Genomic DNA, 21903 nt, shown 5'->3' with positions numbered 1-21903 from the left:
GTGCGGCGCCCACAGCTCCTGTCCAGAGGGGTCCACCGATGTCAAGCACCGGCTTCCGCCGCACCTTTGTGGCGATCGGCGTCTGTTCCTCCCTTGCCCTCGTCGCCACGGCCTGCGGGGCGTCGGACGACGAGTCGTCCGGCGGCAAGACCCGCATCACCGTCAACTGCGAGCCGCCCAAGAGCGCCAAGGTCGACCGGAAGTTCTTCGAGGAGGACATCGCCTCCTTCGAGAAGCGGAACCCGGACATCGACGTCGTCGCGCACGACGCCTTCCCCTGCCAGGACCCGAAGACGTTCGACGCCAAGCTGGCCGGCGGCCAGATGGAGGACGTCTTCTACACCTACTTCACCGACGCCAAGCACGTCGTGGACATCAACCAGGCCGCCGACCTCACCCCGTACGTCAAGGAGCTGAAGAGCTACGACACCATCCAGCAGCAGTTGCGCGACATCTACACCGTCGACGGGAAGATCTACGGCATCCCGCGCACCGGCTACTCGATGGGCCTGATCTACAACCGCAAGCTCTTCGAGAAGGCGGGTCTCGACCCCGACAAGCCCCCGGCCACCTGGGAGGAGGTCCGCGCCGCCGCCAAGAAGATCGCCGCGCTCGGCGGCGGCACCGTCGGCTACGCCGACTACAGCGCCCAGAACCAGGGCGGCTGGCACTTCACCGCCGAGCTGTACTCGCAGGGCGGAGACGTCGTCGACGCCGACGGCAAGAAGGCCACCGTCGACACCCCCGAGGGCCACGCCGTGCTCCAGAACCTGCACGACATGCGCTGGACCGACGACTCCATGGGCAGCAAGCAACTCCTCATCATCAACGACGTGCAGCAGATGATGGGTTCGGGCAAGCTCGGGATGTACCTCTCCGCCCCCGACAACATCCCGATCCTGGTCAAGGAGAAGGGCGGCAACTACAAGGACCTGGCCCTCGCCCCGATGCCCGGCGGCAAGGGCACGCTCATCGGCGGCGACGGCTACATGTTCAACAAGAAGGACACGCCCGAGCAGATCCGCGCCGGCCTCAAGTGGCTCGACCACATGTTCCTCACCCCCGGCTCCGGCTTCCTCGGTGACTACGCCCGCGCCAAGAAGAACGACGGCCCGGTCGGCCTGCCCGAGCCGCGCCTGTTCACCGGCGCCGCCGACGCCAAGGACCAGGAGGTCAAGAAGGCCAACGCGAACGTCCCTGTGGAGAACTACCAGGCCTTCCTCGACGGCAACAAGAACCTCCAGCTGAAGATCGAGCCGCCGAACGCCCAGCAGATCTACTCCGTCCTCGACGGCGTCGTCTCCGCCGTCCTCACCAAGAAGGACGCCCATATCGACCAGCTCCTCAAGGACGCCTCCGGCAAGATCGACAGCATCCTGGCCCGGAGCTGACGGCGATGACGAAGACGGCAGCGCGGCGATCCGCCCCGGCGGTCGCCGTACGCCCCCTCCCGGCGCCGCCCCCGGCAGGGGACCGGAGGCGGCGGCGACTGCGCGACCAGCTCCACGCCTACGGATTCCTCCTCGGCGGCCTCGTCTGCTTCGCCCTGTTCTCCTGGTACCCGGCGATCCGCGCGGTCGTGATCGCCTTCCAGAAGTACACGCCGGGTTCCGAGCCCGAGTGGGTCGGCACCGCGAACTTCACCCGTGTCCTGCACGACCCGGAGTTCACGGCGGCCTGGCGCAACACGCTCACCTTCACGCTGCTGGCCCTGCTCATCGGCTTCGCCGTCCCGTTCGTCCTCGCCCTGGTCCTCAACGAACTCCGCCACGCCAAGGCCTTCTTCCGAGTCGTGGTCTATCTGCCGGTGATGATCCCGCCGGTGGTGAGCGCCCTGCTGTGGAAGTGGTTCTACGACCCCGGCGCCGGCCTCGCCAACGAGGCGCTGCGCTTCCTGCACCTGCCCACCTCGAACTGGACCAACGGCACCGACACCGCCCTGGTCTCCCTGGTGATCGTGGCGACCTGGGCCAACATGGGCGGCACCGTCCTGATCTACCTGGCCGCGCTCCAGTCCATCCCCGGCGAGCTGTACGAGGCCGCCGAACTGGACGGCGCGAACCTCCTCCAGCGCGTCCGGCACGTGACGATCCCGCAGACCAGGTTCGTCATCCTGATGCTGATGCTCCTTCAGATCATCGCCACCATGCAGGTGTTCACGGAGCCGTTCGTCATCACGGGCGGCGGCCCGGAGAACGCCACGGTCACCGTCCTCTACCTCATCTACAAGTACGCCTTCCTCTACAACGACTTCGGCGGGGCCTGCGCGCTCAGCGTGATGCTCCTGGTCCTGCTCGGCGCGTTCTCCGCCGCGTATCTGCGGCTCACCCGCTCCGAGGGGGACGCATGAGCACCCGGACCCTGATCTCCCTGGCCGTCCTGGCCCGCCCGCGCGGCAAGGCCGCCTACTGGACCGTGTTCACCGGTGTCGTCCTGCTCTTCGCGCTCGCCTTCCTCTTCCCGGTCTACTGGATGGCGACCGGCGCGATGAAGTCGCCGGACGAGGTCGCGCAGACCCCGCCCACCCTGCTGCCGAAGCGCTGGCACCTCGACGGCTTCACCGACGCCTGGGACCTGATGCAGCTCCCGCAGCACCTGTGGAACACGGTGGTACAGGCCGCCGGCGCCTGGGCGTTCCAGCTGGTGTTCTGCACCGCCGCCGCCTACGCCCTGTCCAAGCTGAGACCCGCCTTCGGCAAGGTGGTCCTCGGCGGCATCCTGGCCACCCTCATGGTCCCGGCCCAGGCCCTGGTCGTACCGAAGTACCTGACGGTCGCCGATCTGCCGCTGATCCACACGAGCCTGCTCAACGACCCCCTCGCGATCTGGCTGCCCGCCGTCGCCAACGCCTTCAACCTCTACCTCCTCAAACGGTTCTTCGACCAGCTCCCGCGGGACGTACTGGAGGCCGCCGAGATCGACGGCGCCGGACGGCTGCGCATCCTGTGGTCCGTGGTGCTGCCCATGTCCCGGCCGGTCCTCGGCGTGGTCTCGATCTTCGCCCTGGTCGCCGTGTGGCAGGACTTCCTGTGGCCGCTGATGGTCTTCTCCGACACCGGCAAGCAGCCGATCAGCGTGGCCCTCGTCCAGCTGTCGCAGAACATCCAACTGACCGTGCTGGTCGCCGCGATGGTGATCGCCAGCATTCCGATGGTCGCCCTGTTCCTCGTCTTCCAGCGGCACATCATCGCCGGGATCAGCGCCGGCAGCACCAAGGGCTGACACGGCCCCCTCGACAGAAAGGCACGCACTGTGGGACAGCCCACCCATGCCCGGAAGCAGACCGACTGGTGGCGCTCCGCCGTCATCTACCAGATCTACGTGCGCAGTTTCGCGGACGGCGACGGGAACGGCACCGGCGACCTCGCCGGAGTCCGCGCGAAGCTCCCGTACCTCGCCGAACTCGGCGTCGACGCCCTGTGGTTCAACCCGTGGTACCTGTCGCCGATGAAGGACGGCGGCTACGACGTCGCCGACTACCGGGCGATCGACCCGGCCTTCGGAACCCTCGCCGAGGCGGAGAAGCTGATCTCGGAGGCCCGGGAACTGGGCATCCGCACCATCGTCGACGTCGTACCGAACCACGTCTCCGACCAGCACCCGTGGTTCCGCGCCGCGCTCGCCGCGCCGCCGGGCAGCCCGGAACGCGAGCTGTTCCACTTCCGCCCCGGACGCGGCCGGCACGGCGAACTGCCGCCCAACGACTGGCCGTCCCAGTTCGTCGGCTCCACCGAACCGGTGTGGACCCGGCTGCCCGACGGCGACTGGTACCTGCACCTGTTCACGCCCGAGCAGCCGGACCTCAACTGGGCCCACCCGGCGGTCCGCCAGGAGCACGAGGACATCCTGCGCTTCTGGTTCGAGCGGGGCGTCGCGGGCGTCCGCATCGACTCGGCCGCCCTGCTCGCCAAGGACCCCGCGCTGCCGGACTTCGTCGAGGGCCGCGATCCCCACCCGTTCGTCGACCGCGACGAACTCCACGACGTCTACCGCTCCTGGCGGGCCGTGGCCGACGCCTACGAGGGCGTCTTCGTCGGCGAGGTGTGGCTGCCCGACCCGGAGCGTTTCGCCCGCTACCTGCGCCCCGACGAACTCCACACCGCCTTCAACTTCTCGTTCCTGTCCTGTTCCTGGGACGCCGGACGGCTGCGGGACTCGATCGACACGACGCTCGCCGAGCACGCCCCGGTGGGGGCACCCGCCACCTGGGTGCTGTGCAACCACGACGTCACCCGCACGGTCACCCGCTACGGCCGCGCCGACACCGGCTTCGACTTCGCCGCCAAGGCCTTCGGCACACCCACCGACCGGTCCCTCGGCACCCGGCGGGCCCGCGCGGCCGCGCTGCTGTCCCTCGCCCTGCCCGGCGCGGTCTACGTGTACCAGGGCGAGGAACTCGGCCTGCCCGAGGCCGACATCCCCCTCGACCGCGTCGAGGACCCGATGCACTTCCGCTCCGGCGGCACCGACCCGGGCCGCGACGGCTGCCGGGTCCCGCTGCCGTGGGCGGCCGACGCGCCCCACGCCGGCTTCGGCTCCCACGAGGAACCGTGGCTGCCGCAGCCCGCCGACTGGCCCGCGTACGCCGTCGACCGGCAGCAGAACGATCCCTCCTCCATGCTCACCCTCTACCGTGAGGCGATCCGCCTCCGCCCGGCCTTCGGCGACGCCCCCCTGACCTGGCTGCCCGCCCCCGAAGGCGTCCTCGCCTTCACCCGCGCCGACGGCACGACCTGTGTCGTCAACCTCGCCGCCACCCCCGCCGAACTCCCCGGACACACAGAACTCCTGCTGAGCAGCGGCCCGTTGGACGAGACCGGTCGTCTCCCGCAGGACACGGCGGTCTGGCTGCGCGCCTGAGGCCGCGCAGCCCGCCCGCCGCGACGCACCGCGCTATCCCCGTACCCCCCACCACGAAGGGATCAGCACATGCACGCGAACAGCAGGGCCAGATCAGCCCGGCGCCTGCCGGCCATCGGGGCGAGCGTCGCCCTCGCCGCCGGCATGCTCGTCACCCTCGGCGCGCCCGCCGCCCACGCCGCGGCGGGCGCCACCCTCCCCTTCACCTCGGTCGAGGCCGAGTCCGCGACCACGAACGGGACCAGGATCGGGCCCGACTACACCCAGGGCACCCTCGCCTCCGAGGCCTCCGGACGCCAGGCCGTCCGGCTGGCCACGGGGCAGCGCGTGGAGTTCACCGTGCCGCGCGCCGCCAACGCCGTGAACGTCTCCTACAGCGTCCCCGACGGCCAGTCCGGCACGCTCAACGTGTACGTCAACGGCACGAAGCTGAGCAAGACGCTCGCGGTCACCTCGAAGTACTCCTACGTCGACACCGGCTGGATCGCCGGCGCCAAGACGCACCACTTCTACGACAACGCCCGGTTGCTGCTGGGGCAGAACGTCCAGCCCGGCGACAAGGTCGCCGTGGAGGCCGCGAACGTCCAGGTCACCGTGGACGTCGCCGACTTCGAGCAGGTGGCCGCGGCCGCCTCCCAGCCTGCCGGATCGGTCTCCGTCACCTCCAGGGGCGCCGACCCCAGCGGCCAGGGCGACTCCACCCAGGCCTTCCGGGACGCCATCTCCGCGGCGCAGGGCGGCGTGGTGTGGATCCCGCCGGGCGACTACCGGCTCACGTCCTCCCTCGGCGGCGTCCAGAACGTCACCCTCCAGGGCGCGGGCAGCTGGTACTCGGTCGTGCACGCCTCCCGCTTCATCGACCAGTCCAGCTCCTCGGGGAACGTGCGCATCAAGGACTTCGCGGTCATCGGCGAGGTCACCGAGCGCGTCGACTCCAGCCCCGACAACTTCGTCAACGGCTCGCTCGGGCCGAACTCCTCCGTCTCCGGCATGTGGCTCCAGCACCTGAAGGTCGGCCTGTGGCTGACCGGCAACAACGACAACCTCGTCGTCGAGAACAGCCGCATCCTCGACACCACCGCCGACGGCCTCAACCTCAACGGCACCGCCAAGGGCGTGAAGGTCCGCAACAACTTCCTGCGCAACCAGGGCGACGACTCGCTCGCCATGTGGTCGCTGTACGGGCCGGACACCAACAGCAGCTTCGAGAACAACACCATCTCGCAGCCGAACCTCGCCAACGGCATCGCGATCTACGGCGGCACGGACATCACGGTGAAGGACAACCTGATCTCCGACACCAACGCCCTCGGCAGCGGCATCGCGATCTCCAACCAGAAGTTCCTCGACCCCTTCTCGCCGCTGGCCGGCACCATCACCGTCGACGGCAACACGCTGGTGCGCGCCGGCGCGATGAACCCCAACTGGAACCACCCGATGGGCGCGCTGCGCGTCGACTCCTACGACAGCGCCATCAACGCCACCGTGCGCATCACCAACACCACGATCACCGACAGCCCGTACAGCGCCTTCGAGTTCGTGTCGGGCGGAGGTTACGGGTACCCGGTCAGGGGCGTCACCGTCGACGGCGCGACCGTGAAGAACACCGGCACGGTCGTCGTCCAGGCCGAGGCACAGGGCGCGGCGACCTTCCGGGGCGTGACCGCCACCGGCGTGGGCGCGGCGGGCATCTACAACTGCCCCTATCCGGCCAACTCGGGCAGCTTCGCGCTGACCGACGGCGGCGGCAACTCCGGCTGGAACACCACCTGGTCGGACTGCTCGACCTGGCCCAAGCCAGGCCAGGGCAACCCCGATCCCGACCCGGGCCGCAACCTCGCCAAGGGCCGCCCGGCCACCGCCACCGGCTCCCAGGACGTCTACACCCCGGGCAACGCGGTGGACGGGAACGCCAACACCTACTGGGAGTCCACCAACAACGCCTTCCCGCAGTCCTTGACGGTCGACCTGGGCTCGAACCAGGCGGTCCGCAGGCTGGTGCTGAAGCTGCCGCCGTCGTCGGCCTGGGGCGCCCGCACCCAGACGATCACCGTGCAGGGCAGCACCGACGGCTCGTCCTACTCGACCGTAGCCGGCTCCCAGGGCTACCGCTTCGACCCGGCCACCGGCAACACGGCCACCGTGTCTTTGCCGGGCAACACCAACCTCCGCTGGCTGCGCCTGACCGTCAGCGCCAACACCGGCTGGCCGGCGGGCCAGTTCAGCGAAGTGGAGGCCTACCTCACCCCGTGACCGCAGGCGTCCCGCGCTTCGCCGCCCGGAGCAGGCTCCACGAGGCGGCGAAGCCCGGGACCACCCACCCGCCCCGGACTCAACCCTGGCCCCCACGTCACCTCCGTCCACGACAAGGCCGGATGTCCCGGTCACCGCGTCGCTGCCAGGCGGGGTGAAGCGCGAGCGTGCCTACGACAGTCTGGGCCGCCTCATCCAGGGACCGGTACCGGTGCGGAGGCCGCGACCACGGACCGCACGCTGTCCTACGACCTGGGGGCCGGATTACGTCGGCGGGTTCCGCACGCCTCGCCCGGCCGCGTACCCGGCCGGGACTTCGAACTGCGTCTGGCGCACACCCCGGACGTCCTGCTGCGCATCGAGGTGTCCGACACCCGCGGTGCACGCCGGCCGCCGGGACCCACCGATCTGGCGTCGGAGCCGCTATGAGGCGATGCCCGATGACCCCGTGACCGCAGGCGTCCCGCGCCTCGCCGCCCGGAGCAGGGCCAGGCTCCGCGACGTGCTGTAGCGCGGGACCACCCGCCCGCCCCGGCCTCAACCCGGCGCGACGAACCCGGACTCGTACGCCGCGATGACCGCCTGGGTGCGGTCGCGGGCGCCGAGTTTCGCCAGCACGGAACTCACATGGGACTTGACGGTCTCGGTGCCCACCACCAGACGCGCGGCGATCTCCGCGTTCGACAGGCCGCGGGCCATGAGCCGCAGCACCTGCCCCTCCCGTTCGGTCAGAGCGGCGCGCTCCATGGCCGTCCGGGCCGCGGCGTTGCCGTGGTCCTCGCCGTACCGGGCGGCCAACTCCCGCAGTGCCGCCGGGAACAGCAGGGAGTCCCCCGCGGCCACCAGCCGTACCGCGTGCACGATCTCCGCCGGCCGCGCCCGCTTCAGCAGGAAGCCGTCGGCGCCCGCGCGCAGCGCCCCGTACACGTACTCGTCGTTCTCGAAGGTCGTCACCACCACGATCTTCGGCGGGTCCGGCACGGTGCGCAGCACGGCGCGGGTGGCCTCGATGCCGTCCATCAGCGGCATCCGCACGTCCATGGCCACGACGTCGGGGCGCAGTTGCCGCACCAGGGGGATCACGGCGGCCCCGTCGGCCGCCTCGCCCACCACCTCGATGTCCGGCTGCGCCTCCAGCACGGCGCGCAGGCCCGCCCGTACGAGCGGTTCGTCGTCGACGAGGAGAACGGTGATCGGCATCCGGTCAGCGTAGATCACCGCAGCGGCAGGTCGACGCGCACCAGCCACCATCCGTCGTCCTGCCCCGCCTTGGCCTCGCCGCCGAGCAGCGCCGCCCGCTCACGGATCCCGCGCAGCCCGCGACCGCCACCCGCGCCGGCCGCCGAGGTCGTCCCGGTCAGCGGATTGCGCACCTCCAGCCGCAGCCGTGCCTGTTCCACGGCGATGCGTACGCGGACGTGGACGGGCCCCGCGTGCCGCAGCACGTTGGTGAGCGCCTCCTGGAGCATCCGGTAGCCCTCGCGGGAGACGGGCCCGGGCACGTCCTCCAGCAGCCCGGTCACCTCGGCGTCGACCCGCGCGCCCGAGGACCGCGCGGATTCCAGCAACCGGTCCGCCTCACCGAGCGCGGGACGGGGGCCGGCCGGCCGTCCCGTGTCCCGCAGCATGAGCAGGACCTGTTCCAGGTCCTCCAGCGCGGCCCGGCCGGTCTCCTCGATGGCCTCCAGCGCCCGGTCGGTGAACTCAGGGTCGGCGGCCGCCCGTGCGGCACCCGCCTGGACCACGGCCAGCGTCAGCGCGTGGCCGAGGGAGTCGTGCAGCTCCTGCGCGATCCGGTTGCGTTCCAGCAGCCGCTCGGTGCGCTCCTCCAGCTCCGACAGACGCTCCCTGACCGACGGCCCGAGCAGGCGGCGGGCGGCCTGGGCCATGAGAGCACCCGCTCCCGCGGCCCCCGCGAGCAGTACCAGCACGGGCACCGGTACGAGGAGGGCGCACCACCAGCCATGCCCGGGAACCTGCAGGAGCGGGTCGGCGACGCTGGGATCCCCGAAGGCTCCGCCGACGAGCGACAGCGAGAGCGCCATCAACTGGCCCGACACCAGGGCGACCGCGAGCCCCGCCTCCATGCGCAGCACCATCCAGGCACCCGTTCTGGCACGGTCGGTCCACGAGGTGGACGGCGCTGCGGAAACCTCCGGATCCTCGTCGCTCCGCACCCGCGCGTGCGGTCCGGGGAACAGCATCAGCCGCGCCTGGAGACCCTCCGCGCGGCGCATCGAGGGCACCATGGCCGAGGCCAGGACCAGCGGGACGGGAAGGACCGCGATCAGTGCCCAGTCGCCGGGCGTCGGGGCGACCAGGCCCGGGTAGACCATGGCGCAGACGAACGGCACGATCGCCCCCACCAGCAGGTGGAGCCAACGGGTGTAGGTGACCGCACGCGTCAGCGGCGACAGCAGGCCAGGCATGCCGTCATCCTGGCAGAGCGGGCGGGACCGCCGGCTCCCCCGCACGGGGGAGGCGGTCTCCTCCCGCGGGGGAGGTCAGGCACCCGCCCGCGCGGCCACGCTGAGGTCATGAACAGCATCCACGTGCGAGGCCTCACCAAGGAGTACGGCGGCACCCGGGCCCTCGACCGTCTGACGTGCACCATCGAACCGGGCCGGGTCACCGGGTTCCTCGGCCCCAACGGCGCCGGGAAGTCCACCACCATGCGGCTCGTCCTCGGCCTCGACCGCCCCACCGCCGGCTCCGCCACCGTGGGCGGCCGCCCCTACACGGCCCTGGGCGAGCCCCTGCGCACCGTCGGCGCGCTGCTGGACGCGCAGGCGGCCCACGGTTCCCGTACCGCCCGCGACCAGCTGCGCTTCCTCGCCGTCAGCAACCGCATCCCGGCCCGCCGCGTGGACGAGGTGCTCCAGGAGACCGGTCTCGCCTCCGTGGCCGGCCGCCGCATCCGCACCTTCTCTCTCGGCATGCGCCAGCGCCTCGGCGTCGCCGCCGCGCTCCTCGGGGACCCGCCCGTCCTCATGCTGGACGAACCCGCCAACGGCCTCGACCCGGAAGGGATCGTCTGGATCCGCGAGTTGCTGCGCCGGCTGGCTGGGGAGGGCCGCACGGTCCTGGTCTCCAGTCACCTGATGAACGAGACCGCGGCCTTCGCCGACCATCTCGTCGTGCTCGGCCGGGGCCGGCTCCTCGCCGACACCCCCATGGAGGACTTCATCGAACAGCACAGCCACCCGCGCGTCCGGGTGCGTGCCGGCGCGCCCGCCCGGCTGCGGGCCGTGCTGCTGGCCGAGGGATACACGGTGGCGGAGGGCGACGGAGGCCCGCTGGTGGTCGACGGCGCCAGAGCCGAGCAGGTCGGAGCCGTCGCCGCCCGCGAAGGCATCCCGGTTCTCGAACTCAGCGACGAACGGGCCTCCCTGGAGCAGGCCTATCTCGCCCTCACGACCGGCGAGGCCGAGTTCGCCGCCGCGGCCGCCGCGTCCCCGACCACCCCGCAGGAGGTGTGACCATGTCCGTCACCGCCGTTCTCCACTCCGAGTGGATCAAGATCAGGTCGGTCCGGGCGAGCTTCGGCTCGCTCGTCGCGGTCTTCGCCGCCACCCTGGCCATCACCCTGCTCGTCTACTCCACCGTGGGCCAAGCGGAGGCGATGGGCGGCGAGGACCTGCTCTTCGGAGCCTTCTACGCGATCAACTTCGCGCAGATCGCCGCCATCGCGTTCGGGGCCACCGCCGTCTCGTCCGAGTACGCGAGTGGGGCCCTGCGGATCTCCCTGTCGGCCGTGCCGCGCCGGGGCCTGTTCTGCGCGGCCAAGACGGCGGTCGTGGGTGCCGCCGCCCTCGCTGTGGGGCTCGCGACCGGATTCACCACCTTCTTCGTGGGCCAGGCGTTCCTGGGGGAGTACGCCATCGGCCTCGGCACGCCGGGGGCGCTGCGGGCCTGCGTCGGCGCCGGGATCTACCTCGCCCTGATGGCCCTGTTCGCGGCGGGACTCACCTTGCTGCTGCGCAGCGCCGTCGCTGTGCTCAGCCTGCTCATCCCGTTCATCCTGATCGTGTCCTTCGTGATCGGGGACGTCGCCGAGGGCGCGTCCCGCTATCTGCCGGACCGGGCCGGACAGCAGGTCCTGCACCAAGAGGCGGCGGGCGGCCTCGGCCCCTGGACGGGGCTCGCGGTGACAGCGCTGTGGGCGGCGGCCGCGCTGCTGGCCGGCTGGTGGGCGGTGCGCCGGCGCGACGCGTGACACCCGGGCCCGGGGCCCCCGGCCGCAGCCTTTCCCCACCTGGGTCCGAGCCGGCCAGACACAGGCAGAGGGCGGCTCGGACGAGGCTCGTGATGCGGGCGGTGGAGCACCCGAGCTTGCGGAGGAGCCGCCGTCTGCGCGGGTTCGCGAAGCCGGGCACGGCGTTGGGGCCGGTCAGCCGCCGCTGGGATGTCCAGCGCCGCCACTTCGCCGCGACCGCCTTCCTGCCCGCCGTGACACCGCCCGACCTCACACGGCGGGGCGGCAGCACGGTTCCGGTCGGTTCGGCCGGTGGTGGAGCAGGGCGGCCCGAAGGTGGTGCTCGGTGATGCGGTCGGCGGGGCGGTGGAGTGTCCAGCGGTGGGCCTCGCCGTCCATGGGCAGGACGCTGACGACGGTTTCCAGCGGTGGGTGGCCGGGTTCGGTGTACGTGAATTGGCGGATGATGACGGCGGTGTCGTCGTCCAGGCCGAGCACGGCGCGCACGGTGTCCCTCAGTTCACGCAGGCGCGGACTCGGCCCGGCGGTTGCGGGGCGCGGTTGCGGTGGCATGGGGTGGATACTCCTTGGTTCCGGGAACGCCCAGGGTTCGGCATTCCGGGCGGCTTCGCGGTGGTCACCTGGGCGGTGTGCGGGTGGTACCCCAGTCCCAGGCGGGTGCCCCGAGCGGAGGCCGGGCAGCGTGGTGTTGCCTGGTCACGGTTGCCTGCCGGATGGCGAGGAGCAGCAGCGTGGCGGTTTCGGCCAGGATGCTGAGCAGGGCCTGTGGAGAGGGCTGCAGGCCGTGTTCGGTGAATCCGAAGACGCCCACGGTGCGGGAGGCGGCGAAGCCGCCGAGGGCGCCCAGCGCCACACCTGCGGCGGCGAGCCTGAGCAGCGGTGGCATCCCGATCAGCAGCAGCGCGGCGACCGCGAAGGAGACGCTCGCCTGGAGCAGGAACAGGGGGCCCACGACGTGGATGAAGCGGTACTCGTCGATGTAGAGGCGGGCGTGGATGTATCCGCTCCCGGCGAGCGTGGCGGCGATCGCGACACGCAGGGCAGGGGCGAGGAGCCTTCCGAGGGTCATGCCAGCCTCTCGTCCTTGATCGCCAGGTTCCGGTCGCCCTGCCGGTAGCCCACGGTGCGGATGCCGAGTGCGTCCTTGAGCTGCCGGGCGGGTACGACCTGCGGAGTCGGGGCGGGGGCCCGGCCGGGCTTGGGCAGCGGATAGGCCGTGGTGGTGGCGGAGTGGAAGGTGATGTTGCCGTCCGTCTTGGTGAACAGCTGGTGGACATGCCCGTTGAGACAGGTCACGGAGGAGAAGCGGCGCAGGAGCGCGATGACGCGCAAGGCGTCGTCCGTGCTCCAGCCCCACTGCGGGTACATGGCGAACAGGGGGATGTGGCTGAAGACCACGATGGGTGTGTCCGGCGGCAGTCCCGCGAGGTCCCTGCGGACGAACTCGATCTGCTCGTTGCCGAGATGACCGAGCTTCTCCAGGCTCAGGGTGTTGACCAGCGCGATGAAGTGCACGCCGTGGGTGTCGAAGCTGTACCAGCCGTCGCCGAGCGTGCCCTTGCCGAAGGTCCGCCGGTAGGCGCGTCCCGCGTCGCCTATGGAGTCGTGCTCGCCGGGCACGGTGAAGACGCGGTCGGTCCGCATCCCCGTCATCATCTGCCTGACCTGGTCGAACTGCGAGGACGTGGACAGGTGGGTCAGATCGCCACTGTGCATGACGAAGTCGGGCCGGAAACCCAATGAGTTGACCTGGCGGATCGCTTCGGAGAAAGAGCCGGCCACGTCCATGTTCGCCGGCCCCTGGAAGCCGATGTGGCTGTCGGAGACCTGCACGAACCGCAGTGCGCCGCTCGTCGTCGTGTCGGCTCCCGCAGCCGCGGTTCCGGCGGTGGTCCCGGCGGTGCCGCGGCTGTCGGCGATGTGGCTGATCACTTCTCCGCCGGCCACGGTCAGCACCACAGCCCCGCCGAACCACCCCGCGTGCCGGAGGAGTTGGCGCCGGGACATGCCGTGTTGGGGTACGTGCGGTTCGTTGCCACCGAGCGGTGATCCCTGGTGAGGGTCGTGGTACTCGGTCATCGGGTCACCTCCACGGTGGCGGTCATGAACGGATGGATGGTGCAGAGGTAGTGGTAGGTGCCGGGCTGTGTGAACCGGTGGCTGTACGTGGCGTGAGTGGCCAGGGCGGCCGAATGCAGCGGGCCGCCCGATCCGGCGCTGGTGACGGTGTGGGCGTCGGTGTCCTGGTTGGTCCAGGTCACCGTGGTGCCCGCTTTGACCTTCAGCGTGGCCGGGGCGAATGCGAAGTTCTTGATCGCCACGGCGTTCCCGGCCACCGGCGCGGTCGGCTTACTGGTGCTCGGAGGGCTCATGGGCATGGTCATGCTGGGCATGGGGGAGGCGCCGGGAGCGGAGCCCGCCGCGTGTCCCGGTCCGGAGGCACCGGGCATGCCGGCCGTCTGGTGCTGACCCTGTCCCGGTGTGATGGCACCGGCGTGGGTGGACGAGGAGTGCGACGACTGGCCGCATGCGCTCAGGAGCCCCAGCGCGCCGACGGTGGCGACGGTGGCGACGGCAAGCCCAGCCGCAGCGCGTGATCGCCGGCCTGGTGTACGAAGGTGCGGGTACATGCTGTTCGTTCCTCACGATCAGGTTGAGATGGGGACTGCGTCTGCCGAGTGCGCGCAAGCGAAGCGAAGTCGCGGGTGGCAGAGGGCAGTTCCCCGTCCCCGAGCCGAGAACGGCTTGGGGGGTGGGCGACAGGTGTCGCGTATGTCGGCCTTTGTCTGACTTCACGGGCGACGGGGGTGGTGCGGTTCGGTCGATACGCACTTTTCGCGGCACTTTCTTCGGGTCGCCGCAGATCGACCGTCCCTCCGGCGTTCCGGCGCGCGCGCGCGGCCCTGGCGGCGCTTACGGAGGGTCGCCACTCTGTGCGGTGCGTCACAAGGTGAGGCGATGCATATGAGCAGTGATCGTTCTATGCCCCTGAGCTCCCGAAAGCGTGGCCCAAGGGCCGATCCGGATCGCTCCGCGGAAAGGCCACGCCGCCCGGAGCGGCCATGTCGGCTCCGTCGCGCACCTTCTCCGGGCGCGATCCCGCCACCGGCGTCACCGCTTCGTCGCCCTCGCCGTCGGTTCCTGCGAAGGATGCCGGTCCTTGGCCGACGTGACACGTGAGTGCGCAGCCGGGGCGTGCACGCTCCCGGTCGCCGGTCGCCCAACGGCCAGGGAGCGAAAGGCGCGAATCGCTCGAACCGTTCGGCGGGCGCCGGCCGTGGAACTGAGTGAACGCCCCGATGCAGGATCCGGCACACCGGCCGCCCCTCGATCGCGTCGACGGTCTCCGGATTCCGGTCTCCGCACATGCACAGAAGAGTCAGAAGACCATGTTCGTCACCGATTCCCCCCGCCTGAGCCCACCGGTCTCCCGGCGTTGCCGCCACGAGGCGCTGCTCGCCCTGCCCGCGCAGGAGGCACACGTCTCCGCCGCCCGTCACTTCGCGGCCGATCTGCTGGAGACCTGGTGCGTCCCGGAGAGCGAGCGGGACTCCGCCGTTCTCATCGTCGACGAACTCGCAGCCAACGCCGCCCAGTACGGCCGCGAGCGCATGACCCTGCGGCTCGTCCTCGACCACGGCACCCTGCACATCGTGGTCAGTGACTCCGGAACGGCCGTGGAGCGCCGTCGTCCCGACATCGCCCCGGACGAGCACGGCCGCGGCACCGGCATCGTCCAGTACCTCGCCCAGTCGACCGAGGTCCACCAGACGCGCGGCGGACGCGAAGTCCGCGCCTGCCTGAGGTGCTCGGCATGACCGGTCCCGAGTTCACGTGCGAGCCGCCGCCCTTCGCCGGGCCGGGCGCCGAGGTGATGCGTCGGCTGCCGGTCACCGGGGGCCGCCGCGGCGCAGGGTCACCCGAGGGCCTCCGCGAGTGGGCCTTCGCGACCCACGAGCCGTGCCCCGTCGACGACTGTCCGGCCCCGGCCCGGGGGCCCGTACGGTCCCCGGCGAACCCACCGGCCCTCGATCACGGTGACCTGGACCACGGCACGGTGCCGTGTGCACGCTGCGGCGCCCGCCGCGGTGTATCGGAGGAGGATGTCGCCCCGAACACCGGCGAGGGCATCGACGCCCCGCCCCCGCACGAGGCGTACGCGAACGCGCCCGACCTGCGACGCGAAATGCACCAGGTGCTTGCCCTCGGGGCCGAGCGCGACGGCCGCCAGGCCAGGACCGTCACCGGCCCGCCGGTCGACGCCGCGGTCGCCGAACGCGCCCGGCTGCTGCGCCGGGCTGCCCTCATGGACCGTATGGCCCTGGAGAGCCCCGACCTCGGCCCGGTCGGCGCCGCCGCGCAAACCGCCGAACAGCTCCTGCGGCACGATCGCCGCCGACCCGACCTGGTGGCCGGGCCGCATCAGCCCGACGCGATCACGCTCGGACCCGGCCGCCGCCGCTACGTCCGCCAGGAATACGCCGCCTGGGCATCCGCGGGGCGGCCCGGCACCTGAACCGGCCCGATGTGACAGCGAGAGGCGGCGCGAGGTCGAGCCGTGGGGGCGCCGTTGGCGGGGCCCGTGGCCGAGCGCCGGCTCGACGATCCTGGTGGCGATCGGGATCCTGGCGACCGGCCGGTAGCGCGCAGGTGCCCGTGCCGATCTCGCGGCTGGTGGACATGACCGGCCCGGCGAGGGTGTGCGGCGAGGGCATCCGCCAGGACCGCACTATTTGCGTATCGATGCAATAAGCGGCACACTACCTGTCGGCACCCGCCTGTCGCGCCGTGCGCGAGGCCCGTGCTCCCCGACGGAACCGCATGGCTGAACGGAGGCACTCGTGGACATCGACCCACCCAGTCCGAGCGGCCTCTCCGGCAGTCTCTGACCGCCGCCCCGGTCGTCCGCTTTCTTCTTCCTCTTCTCTTTCTTCCTTCTTCTTCCCCTCTTCTCTCCTTCTTCTCTTTTCGCCGCTTTCTCGCCGTACCCTGTCATGCCTGCCCTGGTGCGAGTGCCGCCGCCTCGCGGTGCGCTCGCACCAGGGCGTCCATGTGCCGCAGTCCGGGCGGAGCGCGGTTGGAGGTGCCTGTGATGTCGTTCCGGACGAGTGCGCCCGCCACGCGGTCGCGGGCCTCGTTCCCCGCTCGGTTCGCCGGCGGTCTTACCCGGATGACCTGGGTGGACCTGGTCGTCGCCGCCGCGGTGGTGGTACTGCTGTACGTCACCCTGCGGGTGGGGAAAGGGATCACGCTCTCGTTCTCCACCAGCCAGTCCGCGCAGGTGGACACCGGTGTCGGTCAGCTGCCCTACGACGCCGCCCGCTCGCTGCTGCGCATGTTCGTCGCCCTGGCCCTGTCCACGGCCTTCACCTTCGGCTACGCCTACGCCGCCGCCAAGAGCCGCCGTCTGGAACGGATCCTGATCCCGGCGCTGGACATCCTTCAGTCCGTGCCGGTGCTGGCGTTCCTGACGGTGGCGGTGACCGGGTTCGTCGCCCTGTTCCCGGGCTCGATGCTCGGCCTGGAGTGTGCGGCGATCTTCGCCATCTTCACCTCCCAGGCGTGGAACATGACGTTCGGCTTCTACCACTCCCTCACCTCGCTGCCGCGCGAACTGGACGAGCTGTCACGGTCGTTCGGCTTCACCCGGTGGATGCGGTTCTGGAAGGTGGAGCTGCCCGCCGGGATGATCGGCCTGGTCTGGAACGGCATGATGAGCTTCGGCGGCGGCTGGTTCTTCCTCGTCGCCTCCGAGGCGGTCACCCTCGGCCACACCGACTACGCCCTGCCCGGGGTCGGCTCCTACGCCGGGGCCGCGATCGCCGACGGCGACCTGACCAAGGTCGGCTGCGCCATCCTCACCATGGCGGTCATGGTGATCGGGGTGAACTTCCTGTTCTGGCGGCCGCTGACCGCCTGGGCGGAGAAGTTCAAGATCGAGCAGTCCGAGGCCGGCGAGGTCCAGCGGTCGGTCGTCCTGGACTTCCTGCGCCGCTCCGACTGGCCCCGGCTCGCCGGCCGCCTGCTGCGCCCGGCCGGCCGGGCGCTGAGCAGGGCCGGGCGCGTCTTCGGCACCGACGACCGGCCCCTCGTGGTGCAGCGGGGCAGGCAGCGCGCCGGGGATGTCGCCTTCGCCCTGGTGGCGGGCGGGCTGATCGTCTGGGGCCTGGTCGACCTCTGCCTCTACCTGTACGACCACACGGGCCTGGGCGTGTTCGGCGAACCGCTGCTGCTCGGGCTCGCCACCCTGGCCCGCGTCGCCGTCCTGGTCGCCGTGGCCACGGTGGTGTGGGTGCCGATCGGCGTGAAGATCGGTTTCTCGCCCAGGCTGACGAGGATCGCCCAGCCGGTGGTGCAGGTGCTGGCCTCGTTCCCGGCGAACTTCCTCTTCCCGCTGGCGGTGTGGTTCTTCATCAGGACCGGCCTGAGCATCGACATCGGCGGCATCTTCCTGATGGCGCTCGGCGCCCAGTGGTACATCCTCTTCAACACCATCGCCGGCGCCATGGCGATCCCCACCGACCTGCGCGAGGCCATGGACGACCTCGGGGTGAGAGGCCGGCAGCGCTGGCGGCGGCTGATCATCCCCGGCATCTTTCCCTCCTACGTCACCGGCGGCATCACCGCCTCCGGCGGCGCCTGGAACGCCTCCATCGTCGCCGAGGTCGTCACCTTCGGCGGCACCACGCTCACCGCCACCGGCCTGGGCGCCTACATCGCCCGCGCCACGGAGCAGGGCGACCATCCCCGACTGATCGCCGGCGTGGTCGTGATGAGCGTCTACGTGGTCTGCCTCAACCGCTTCCTCTGGCGGCCGCTGTACCGGCTGGCCGAGACCCGGTACTCCCTGTGATCCCCTCCCGTCCGCACACCGGGCCCCATCCGTACTCCGCACCCCACAGCTTGGACCTGCCATGGCGATGAACACCCTTCCGGCCACCGAGAACACCCGCCCGGCCGACGGCGAACCGCTGCTGGAGACCGTCGGCCTGACGAAGTCGTACGCGGGCGCCGACGGCGAACTGCCCGTGCTCTCCGGCATCGACCTCGAGATCCGCGCCGGTGAGGTCGTCGCGCTGCTGGGCAAGTCCGGCTCGGGCAAGTCGACGCTGCTGCGCTGTATGGCCGGACTCGTCCCGGCCAGCTCCGGCACCGTCAGCTACAAGGGCGCCGCGCTGACCGGCGCCAACCCCGGTACGGCGATGGTGTTCCAGACCTTCGCGCTGCTGCCCTGGCTGACCGTGCAGCAGAACGTCGAACTCGGCCTGGAGGCCAAGGGCGTGCACCCCGTGGAGCGCGCCGAGGCCGCCCGCCTGGCCATCGACCTGATCGGCCTGGACGGCTTCGAGTCCGCCTATCCCAAGGAGCTGTCGGGTGGCATGCGCCAGCGCGTCGGCTTCGCCCGCGCGCTGGTCGTCGAGCCGGACGTGCTGATGATGGACGAGCCCTTCTCCGCCCTGGACGTGCTCACGGCGGAGAACCTGCGCGGCGAGCTGATGGAGCTGTGGGAGTCCGGCCAGTTCCCCACCAGGGCCATCGTGCTGGTCACCCACAACATCGAGGAGGCGGTCCTGATGGCCGACCGGATCGTGGTGCTCGGCTCCCGCCCCTACGGCACCATCCGGGAGGTCTTCGAGGTCGCTCTGGACCGGCCCCGCGACCGCAACTCCGCCGCCTTCGAGGACATGATCGACCGTGTCTACCGCACCATGACCGGCCGGCAGAAGGAGGGCCGTACCCCCGGCCGCCAGGAACCGGCCGACCTGGAGAGGCGGACGGTGGCCAACACCCCGCTGCCGCAGGCGAGCGTGGACGGGCTGTCGGGCCTGGCGGAGCTGGTGCTGCACCGCGGCGGGCGCTGCGATCTCGCCGGTCTCGCCGACGACCTCGGTCTCGAGGTCGACGACGTCATGCCCCAGGTCGACGCCCTGGACCTGCTCGGTTTCGCCGGGTTCAGCGGCAACGACCTGCTGCTCACCGACATCGGCACCGCGTTCGCCGGGGCCGACGTCCAGGAGTCGAAGACCATCTTCGCCCGGGCCGCGATCCAGCTGCCGCTGGTCAAGGTGATCACCAGCAGCGTGCGCGGCAAGGCCGACGGGACCGCGCGGGCCGGATTCTTCCGCGATCTGCTGGCCCATCACTACACCAGCGAGCAGGTCGACCAGCAGTTGGAGACGGCCACCGACTGGGGCCGCTACGCCGAGTTGTACGCCTACGACGCCGGCCCCGAGGAGTACCGCCGCGACGACACCGGCGACGCCTCCGGACCCACGGACACCCAGTGCCCCGCCTGAGCACCGCGGGGCCGCCGCCTCACGGGGTGCCGCCCAGGGCCGGGCGGCGTGAGAGCACCGGGTTGGCGGCGGCGGCCCGCCGGGGTGCGAGCGCGCTCTCCTCGCCACCGGAGCCGCCGGTTCCGGGGCCGCCGCCCTCGGTGCCCGTGAGGTGCGCGGCCTCCAGCAGGGGCCGCACTCCCGCGGCCCGGTAGAAGATGCGTGTGCCTTCCCGGCGCGTGGTCACCAGACCGGCCGCCCGGAGTCTGGCCAGGTGCTGGGACGTCGCGGCCACGTGGGCGTCCAGCATCCGGGCCAGCTCGCTCACCGGTTGTTCACCGTGGCTGAGGGCCCACAGCAGCCGGTAGCGGGAGGGGTCCGCCACCGCCTTGAGCACCGCCACCGCCCGGTCCGCCGCCTCGGCGTCCCACACCTTTCCTTGCACATCCATGCAACTAGGGTACCGGCGGTCCCCCGGGCGGTTCGAACGCGGCGGGCTCCGCCTCGGCAGGCGCGGGCTCCGGCCGCCGCGGCTTCCGCCGCCACGGTGCGGGCCAGGACAGATTGAGGAACGCCTCGGCCTGGAGCGCGGCCAGGCTGATGCGGAGCAGGTCCCGGGCCGTGGGATAGACCAGGAACCTCGGCTCCCACCGGGGCTGGAACTTGGCGTTGAACTTGTACAGCGACTCGATCTGGAACCAGCGGGAGAGGAAGAGCAGCAGGCCGCGCCAGGCGCGCAGGGCCGGTCCGGCGCCCAGGCGTTCACCGCGGGCGAGGGCGGCGCGGAACATCGCGAAGTTCAGCGAGACCCGGCCGACACCGAGACCGGGGGCCTGCTGGAGGGCCTTGACGATGAGGAGTTCGTTCAGACCGGGGTCGGCGGTGCGGTCGCGGCGCATCAGGTCCAGGGAGATCCCGTCCCGGCCCCAGGGCACGAAGTGCAGGACCGCGCGGATGTCCCCGCCGGGCGCGGGGGCGCCGGCGTCCGGCTCCTTGTGGGCGGTGACGACCACGCAGTCGCCGTCACCGGCCTCGCCGAAGCGCCCGAGGGCCATGGAGAAGCCGCGTTCCACCTCGGTGCCGCGCCAGGCGGCCGCCGCCGCGCGGATCTGCTCGGTCTCCTGCTCGGACAGGTCGCGCACGCGGCGGATGCGGCAGCTGTAGCCGCCCCGTTCGATGCGGTTGACCATCTGCCGGACATTGCGCATCGGCCGTCCGGACAGGGTGAAGGCGCCGGTGTCGACGACGGCCTCGTCGCCGATCTCCAGGGCGTTCAGTCCGGCTTCGCGGGTCCACACCTCGCCGCCGGTCTCGCTGCACCCCATCACCGCGGGGACCCAGGCGTGCCGGGCGGCGGTGTCCATGAACTCCTTGATGGCGCCCGGCCAGGCCTCCACGTCGCCGATCGGGTCGCCGCCCGCGAGCATCACGCCGGACACCACCCGGTAGGCGATCGCCGCCTTTCCGGTGGGGGAGAAGAGCACGTTCTTGTCGCGGCGCAGCGCGAAGTAGCCCAGCGAGTCCCGCTCGCCGTGCCGTTCCAGCAGGGCGCGCAGCCGCCGCTCCTCGTCGTCGCCGAGGACGGGTACGGGGGTGGAGGGGCGCAGCGCGAGGTAGAGGGTGGTGGCCGCGGTCAGCAGGCCGAGCCCGGCGAGCGAGAAGTAGACGAGGTCGCTGGTGCGCTCGCTGGAGTAGTGCACCGGTCCCTCGATGCCGATCAGACCGTAGGCGACGTGCTGGATCCGGTCGGACAGCGAGGCCGCGACGACCTTCCTGGGGTGGGCGCCGACGATCAGCAGTCCCGCGCCGAGGCTGAAGGCGCTCAGCAGGAGGAAGTTCCACACCGCCCGCCACCGGGTGCGCGGGTCGGACAGCGCGTAGAACTCCCGGCGGGCGACGAGCAGCAGCACGAACAGCAGCACCGTGACGACGCCGGGCACATGCTGGTGCCAGCGCAGCAGCTGCAGTGCCGCGCCCGTGGGCAGCAGGATCATCACCGCCCGCCAGGCCCGCCGTTTGCGGCGCCGCAGGGCGTGCGCCAGCATCACCATCAGCACGCCCACGATCAGCGAGGCGGCGGTGGCCAGGGTGGACACGGCCCCGGGCAGGGCCACGGCCAGGGTGTGCACCCGCCCGTGCCGCATACGCGGGAAGATCGCCCCCGCGACGTCGAGTACGCCCACGAGCAGGCACAGGTAACCGGCCACGGCGGGCACACGGCGGTACGAGACGGCGCGAAGACGATTCCGCGAGGAGCCTTCGTCGGTGGTCACGGAGTCCTTCACGAGAGGCCAGCGT

General features: G+C 71.4%; 19 protein-coding genes and 1 pseudogene. 12 read left to right on the top strand and 8 right to left on the bottom strand.

The features are described from left to right. Positions 1–38: 38 nt before the first annotated feature. The 6 genes and pseudogenes from ACIQMV_RS16565 to ACIQMV_RS16540 form a co-directional block, all read left to right on the top strand. Positions 39–1391 carry an ABC transporter substrate-binding protein gene (locus tag ACIQMV_RS16565; protein WP_402593372.1) on the top strand — a complete coding sequence of 451 codons (1353 nt, stop codon included), beginning with the start codon at positions 39–41 and terminating at the stop codon, positions 1389–1391. 5 nt (positions 1392–1396) lie between these two features. Further along, positions 1397–2350, top strand: a complete 954-nt coding sequence (locus ACIQMV_RS16560) for a carbohydrate ABC transporter permease (RefSeq protein ID WP_402593370.1) — start codon at positions 1397–1399, stop codon at positions 2348–2350. Beyond that, a complete protein-coding gene (locus ACIQMV_RS16555; RefSeq protein ID WP_402593369.1) occupies positions 2347–3222 on the top strand; it encodes a carbohydrate ABC transporter permease in 876 nt (291 codons plus the stop codon). The genes ACIQMV_RS16560 and ACIQMV_RS16555 overlap by 4 nt, the downstream gene beginning before the upstream one ends. 30 nt (positions 3223–3252) lie before the next feature. After that, complete coding sequence (locus tag ACIQMV_RS16550) at positions 3253–4860, top strand: glycoside hydrolase family 13 protein (protein ID WP_402593367.1); 1608 nt, start codon at positions 3253–3255, stop codon at positions 4858–4860. Between the two features lie 69 nt (positions 4861–4929). After that, positions 4930–7113 carry a discoidin domain-containing protein gene (locus ACIQMV_RS16545; RefSeq protein ID WP_402593365.1) on the top strand — a complete coding sequence of 728 codons (2184 nt, stop codon included), beginning with the start codon at positions 4930–4932 and terminating at the stop codon, positions 7111–7113. Positions 7114–7407: 294 nt separating this feature from the next. Next, positions 7408–7530, top strand: a pseudogene (locus ACIQMV_RS16540) (ATP-binding protein); the annotation flags it as partial. Positions 7531–7650: 120 nt separating this feature from the next. On the opposite strand, the gene ACIQMV_RS16535 reads toward ACIQMV_RS16540, so the two are convergent. Together ACIQMV_RS16535 and ACIQMV_RS16530 are read right to left on the bottom strand one after the other, a co-directional pair. Beyond that, positions 7651–8313, bottom strand: coding sequence for a response regulator transcription factor (locus ACIQMV_RS16535; protein ID WP_225077790.1), 663 nt, complete (start codon positions 8311–8313; stop codon positions 7651–7653). A 14-nt stretch (positions 8314–8327) separates the two neighbouring features. Next, positions 8328–9542, bottom strand: coding sequence for a sensor histidine kinase (locus ACIQMV_RS16530; protein WP_402593362.1), 1215 nt, complete (start codon positions 9540–9542; stop codon positions 8328–8330). A 108-nt stretch (positions 9543–9650) separates the two neighbouring features. Between ACIQMV_RS16530 and ACIQMV_RS16525 the strand changes: the two genes are divergently transcribed. Both ACIQMV_RS16525 and ACIQMV_RS16520 read left to right on the top strand, forming a co-directional pair. Continuing rightward, positions 9651–10592 carry an ABC transporter ATP-binding protein gene (locus tag ACIQMV_RS16525; protein WP_402593360.1) on the top strand — a complete coding sequence of 314 codons (942 nt, stop codon included), beginning with the start codon at positions 9651–9653 and terminating at the stop codon, positions 10590–10592. Between the two features lie 2 nt (positions 10593–10594). After that, on the top strand, positions 10595–11329 hold the full coding sequence (locus ACIQMV_RS16520) for an ABC transporter permease (protein ID WP_402593358.1): 735 nt from the start codon (positions 10595–10597) through the stop codon (positions 11327–11329). Positions 11330–11578: 249 nt separating this feature from the next. On the opposite strand, the gene ACIQMV_RS16515 is transcribed toward ACIQMV_RS16520, so the two are convergent. The 4 genes from ACIQMV_RS16515 to ACIQMV_RS16500 all read right to left on the bottom strand — a co-directional run bounded on the left by ACIQMV_RS16515 (position 11579) and on the right by ACIQMV_RS16500 (position 13701). After that, positions 11579–11881, bottom strand: a complete 303-nt coding sequence (locus ACIQMV_RS16515) for a hypothetical protein (protein WP_402593357.1) — start codon at positions 11879–11881, stop codon at positions 11579–11581. Between the two features lie 64 nt (positions 11882–11945). Next, a complete protein-coding gene (locus ACIQMV_RS16510; protein ID WP_402593355.1) occupies positions 11946–12398 on the bottom strand; it encodes a hypothetical protein in 453 nt (150 codons plus the stop codon). Further along, complete coding sequence (locus ACIQMV_RS16505) at positions 12395–13408, bottom strand: metallophosphoesterase family protein (RefSeq protein ID WP_402593353.1); 1014 nt, start codon at positions 13406–13408, stop codon at positions 12395–12397. The genes ACIQMV_RS16510 and ACIQMV_RS16505 overlap by 4 nt, the downstream gene beginning before the upstream one ends. Next, a complete protein-coding gene (locus ACIQMV_RS16500; protein WP_400036342.1) occupies positions 13405–13701 on the bottom strand; it encodes a plastocyanin/azurin family copper-binding protein in 297 nt (98 codons plus the stop codon). Before ACIQMV_RS16500 ends, ACIQMV_RS16505 begins: the two co-directional genes overlap by 4 nt. A 1017-nt stretch (positions 13702–14718) precedes the next feature. Here ACIQMV_RS16500 and ACIQMV_RS16495 point away from each other — a divergent pair. The 4 genes from ACIQMV_RS16495 (at position 14719) to ACIQMV_RS16480 (ending at position 19626) form a co-directional block, all read left to right on the top strand. Continuing rightward, positions 14719–15147 (top strand): ATP-binding protein, encoded by a 429-nt coding sequence (locus ACIQMV_RS16495; protein ID WP_401770386.1) that lies wholly within the window; start codon positions 14719–14721, stop codon positions 15145–15147. After that, on the top strand, positions 15144–15845 hold the full coding sequence (locus tag ACIQMV_RS16490; protein WP_402593350.1) for a hypothetical protein: 702 nt from the start codon (positions 15144–15146) through the stop codon (positions 15843–15845). Before ACIQMV_RS16495 ends, ACIQMV_RS16490 begins: the two co-directional genes overlap by 4 nt. A 654-nt stretch (positions 15846–16499) precedes the next feature. Next, positions 16500–18182 carry an ABC transporter permease subunit gene (locus ACIQMV_RS16485; protein WP_401770382.1) on the top strand — a complete coding sequence of 561 codons (1683 nt, stop codon included), beginning with the start codon at positions 16500–16502 and terminating at the stop codon, positions 18180–18182. A gap of 61 nt (positions 18183–18243) precedes the next feature. After that, on the top strand, positions 18244–19626 hold the full coding sequence (locus ACIQMV_RS16480) for a nitrate/sulfonate/bicarbonate ABC transporter ATP-binding protein (RefSeq protein WP_402593348.1): 1383 nt from the start codon (positions 18244–18246) through the stop codon (positions 19624–19626). A gap of 19 nt (positions 19627–19645) precedes the next feature. On the opposite strand, the gene ACIQMV_RS16475 is transcribed toward ACIQMV_RS16480, so the two are convergent. Beyond that, entirely contained in the window at positions 19646–20056 is a 411-nt protein-coding gene (locus tag ACIQMV_RS16475; RefSeq protein ID WP_141356397.1) for a helix-turn-helix transcriptional regulator, read from the bottom strand. Between the two features lie 4 nt (positions 20057–20060). Then, positions 20061–21890, bottom strand: a complete 1830-nt coding sequence (locus ACIQMV_RS16470) for a phosphatidylglycerol lysyltransferase domain-containing protein (RefSeq protein WP_141356395.1) — start codon at positions 21888–21890, stop codon at positions 20061–20063. Between the last annotated feature and the right edge of the window lie 13 nt (positions 21891–21903).

Source organism: Streptomyces sp. NPDC091412, assembly GCF_044756885.1.
Lineage (GTDB): Bacteria > Actinomycetota > Actinomycetes > Streptomycetales > Streptomycetaceae > Streptomyces.
This window is presented reverse-complemented; position numbering and strand designations above follow the sequence as displayed.

Bases quoted from the DNA above. Each gene is read 5' to 3' on its own strand.
- ACIQMV_RS16545 (WP_402593365.1), top strand. From the start codon at position 4,930: ATGCACGCGAACAGCAGGGCCAGATCAGCCCGGCGCCTGCCGGCCATC.
- ACIQMV_RS16510 (WP_402593355.1), bottom strand. From the start codon at position 12,398: ATGACCCTCGGAAGGCTCCTCGCCCCTGCCCTGCGTGTCGCGATCGCC.
- ACIQMV_RS16495 (WP_401770386.1), top strand. From the start codon at position 14,719: ATGTTCGTCACCGATTCCCCCCGCCTGAGCCCACCGGTCTCCCGGCGT.
- ACIQMV_RS16490 (WP_402593350.1), top strand. From the start codon at position 15,144: ATGACCGGTCCCGAGTTCACGTGCGAGCCGCCGCCCTTCGCCGGGCCG.
- ACIQMV_RS16530 (WP_402593362.1), bottom strand. From the start codon at position 9,542: ATGCCTGGCCTGCTGTCGCCGCTGACGCGTGCGGTCACCTACACCCGT.
- ACIQMV_RS16480 (WP_402593348.1), top strand. From the start codon at position 18,244: ATGGCGATGAACACCCTTCCGGCCACCGAGAACACCCGCCCGGCCGAC.
- ACIQMV_RS16515 (WP_402593357.1), bottom strand. From the start codon at position 11,881: ATGCCACCGCAACCGCGCCCCGCAACCGCCGGGCCGAGTCCGCGCCTG.
- ACIQMV_RS16475 (WP_141356397.1), bottom strand. From the start codon at position 20,056: ATGGATGTGCAAGGAAAGGTGTGGGACGCCGAGGCGGCGGACCGGGCG.
- ACIQMV_RS16485 (WP_401770382.1), top strand. From the start codon at position 16,500: ATGACCTGGGTGGACCTGGTCGTCGCCGCCGCGGTGGTGGTACTGCTG.
- ACIQMV_RS16505 (WP_402593353.1), bottom strand. From the start codon at position 13,408: ATGACCGAGTACCACGACCCTCACCAGGGATCACCGCTCGGTGGCAAC.
- ACIQMV_RS16520 (WP_402593358.1), top strand. From the start codon at position 10,595: ATGTCCGTCACCGCCGTTCTCCACTCCGAGTGGATCAAGATCAGGTCG.
- ACIQMV_RS16525 (WP_402593360.1), top strand. From the start codon at position 9,651: ATGAACAGCATCCACGTGCGAGGCCTCACCAAGGAGTACGGCGGCACC.
- ACIQMV_RS16565 (WP_402593372.1), top strand. From the start codon at position 39: ATGTCAAGCACCGGCTTCCGCCGCACCTTTGTGGCGATCGGCGTCTGT.
- ACIQMV_RS16555 (WP_402593369.1), top strand. From the start codon at position 2,347: ATGAGCACCCGGACCCTGATCTCCCTGGCCGTCCTGGCCCGCCCGCGC.
- ACIQMV_RS16535 (WP_225077790.1), bottom strand. From the start codon at position 8,313: ATGCCGATCACCGTTCTCCTCGTCGACGACGAACCGCTCGTACGGGCG.
- ACIQMV_RS16500 (WP_400036342.1), bottom strand. From the start codon at position 13,701: ATGAGCCCTCCGAGCACCAGTAAGCCGACCGCGCCGGTGGCCGGGAAC.
- ACIQMV_RS16560 (WP_402593370.1), top strand. From the start codon at position 1,397: ATGACGAAGACGGCAGCGCGGCGATCCGCCCCGGCGGTCGCCGTACGC.